The sequence below is a fragment of the Pseudonocardia sp. SID8383 genome (assembly GCF_009864975.1).
GTDB lineage: Bacteria > Actinomycetota > Actinomycetes > Mycobacteriales > Pseudonocardiaceae > Pseudonocardia > Pseudonocardia alni.
In genome coordinates, this window is sequence record NZ_WWFY01001188.1 from 1 (window position 1) to 2148 (window position 2148).

The 2148-nt window shown below is 73.2% G+C and carries 1 protein-coding gene; it reads left to right on the plus strand.

What is annotated here, in order from left to right; all coding sequences use genetic code 11:
- Positions 1 to 2148 (plus strand): Rne/Rng family ribonuclease (locus tag GTW08_RS29005; protein ID WP_161152799.1); only part of this gene is annotated, 2148 nt, incomplete at both ends.

Consider the following 2148-nt stretch of genomic DNA (forward strand, 5'->3'; position numbering starts at 1 on the left):
GCGAGGACGGCACCGACGGCGGCCCCCGCCGCGGCCGTAAGAGCCGCCGTCGCAAGGACCGCGACACCGACACCACCGCGTCCCCGGCCGCGGACTCCGGGGCCGCCACCCCGGCGGCCGACGACGCCGACCCCGACGGGACCACCGACGCCGACGACCGGGGCGACGGCTCCGACGACGACGGCGAGGACGAGAACGGCAACCGCCGTCGTCGCCGCCGGGGCCGTCGTGGCCGCGGCCGCGGCAAGGGCGGCGAGGACTCCGGCGAGGACGGCGACGACTCGGAGGACTCCGACGAGTCCGGTTCCGAGGACGCCGGTTCCACCGGGGCCGACTCCGAGGACTCCGACTCCGACGACGCCGACGACTCCGACGAGCAGTCCCCGGGCGGCTCGCGCCGCCGGCGGCGCCGTCGTCGTCGCGGGGGGTCCGACGTCGAGGACCGTTCCGAGGACGACCCGCCCAACACCGTCACCCGGGTCCGCGAGGCCCGGAGCGAGTCCCGCCAGGACTCCGGGTCGTCCTCCGACGACCAGGTCCAGGGCGTGCGCGGCTCCACCCGGCTCGAGGCCAAGCGTCAGCGGCGGCGGGACGGCCGCGACGCGGGCCGCCGCCGTCCGCCGATCCTGTCCGAGTCGGAGTTCCTGGCCCGGCGCGAGTCGGTCGACCGCCAGATGGTGATCCGCCAGCGCTCCGACCGCACCGAGATCGGCGTGCTCGAGGACGACATCCTCGTCGAGCACTTCATCACCGGCGGCAACTCCGGCAGCTCGATGGTCGGCAACGTCTACCTCGGCCGCGTGCAGAACGTGCTGCCCTCGATGGAGGCGGCCTTCGTCGACATCGGGCGCGGCCGCAACGCCGTGCTCTACGCCGGTGAGGTCGACTGGGACGCCGCCGGCCTCAACGGCAAGGCGCGCAAGATCGAGCAGGCGCTGTCCTCCGGCGACCAGGTGCTGGTGCAGGTCACGAAGGACCCGGTCGGCCACAAGGGCGCCCGGCTGACCACGCAGATCTCCCTCGCCGGCCGCTTCCTGGTCTACGTGCCCTCCGGCGGCGCCGCGGGGATCTCCCGCAAGCTGCCCGACACCGAGCGCAAGCGCCTCAAGGAGATGCTGAAGGAGATCGTCCCGGCCGACGCCGGTGTGATCATCCGGACCGCCTCCGAGGGGGTCTCGCACGAAGCCCTCGAGCGCGACGTCCGCCGCCTGCAGGCGCAGTGGGAGGTCGTCAAGGAGAAGGCGAACAAGACCGGCCCGGGCGCACCCAAGGCCCCGACGCTCCTCTACGAGGAGCCGGACATGCTGGTCAAGGTCGTCCGCGACCAGTTCAACGAGGACTTCTCGAAGCTGATCGTGTCCGGCGCCGACGCCTGGGACACCGTGTCCGGCTACGTCGGGCACGTCGCGCCCGAGCTCACCGACCGGATGCACCGCCACACCGGCCCGTCCGACGTCTTCACCGAGTACCGGATCGACGAGCAGCTGCTCAAGGCGCTGGACCGCAAGGTCTGGCTGCCCTCGGGCGGCACCCTGGTGATCGACCGGACCGAGGCGATGACCGTCGTCGACGTCAACACCGGCAAGTTCACCGGCTCCGGCGGCAACCTCGAGGAGACCGTCACCCGCAACAACCTGGAGGCGGCTGAGGAGGTCGTCCGCCAGCTGCGGCTGCGTGACATCGGCGGGATCATCGTCGTCGACTTCATCGACATGGTGCTCGAGGCGAACCGGGATCTGGTCCTGCGCCGCCTCACCGAGTGCCTCGCCCGGGACCGCACCCGCCACCAGGTCGCCGAGGTGACCTCGCTCGGCCTGGTCCAGATGACCCGCAAGCGGGTCGGCGGCGGGCTGCTGGAGCACTTCTCCACCACCTGCGAGCACTGCCGCGGGCGGGGCGTGATCGTCTCGACCGACACCGGTCCGGACCACCAGCACGGCCGTTCCGGCAACGGCGCGCAGCACGGGAACGGCTCCGGCAACGGGAACGGCAACGGCGGCGGATCCGGCAACGGGTCCGGCTCCGGGAACGCCGGCAACGGCGACTCCGACGGCGGCGGGCGTCGCCGTCGTCGCCGCGGTGGCAACGGCAACGGCGAGCCCGGCAACGGCGAGTCCGGCCACGGCGACTCCGGGAACGGGGACGCCG